Here is a 219-nt window from a genome sequence, read left to right as displayed (position 1 = left end):
TCCGGTGTCAGGTGGTTCGCCGCTCCAACAAGTACTGCTGCAGTCACCAAGACTTTCAGAGCCCAAGTTGCAGACCTCCCATCCGGGTCCACATATTTGTAGGGGTTGTTGTTGGCATACGCATACCGGTTGAAGCTGTGCGGGTTTTCCGGGACGATGCCTTGGGGATCAACGCTGGTAAAACGCCCGATCAGGGGGATGTAGTAGCGCGCCCCCATA

Annotated in this window: 1 protein-coding gene; it reads right to left on the bottom strand. The window is 56.6% G+C overall.

The genetic code is table 11. The annotated features are described in order from the left end of the window. Positions 1-219, bottom strand: a 219-nt coding sequence (locus ASE52_RS26225) for an RHS repeat-associated core domain-containing protein (RefSeq protein WP_277814404.1), incomplete at both ends; no start/stop codon positions are given.

This window comes from Acidovorax sp. Root275, from assembly GCF_001428965.1.
GTDB lineage: Bacteria > Pseudomonadota > Gammaproteobacteria > Burkholderiales > Burkholderiaceae_C > Acidovorax > Acidovorax radicis.
Note: the sequence above shows the minus strand (reverse complement) of the source record. Positions and strands in the feature narration are given on the sequence as shown.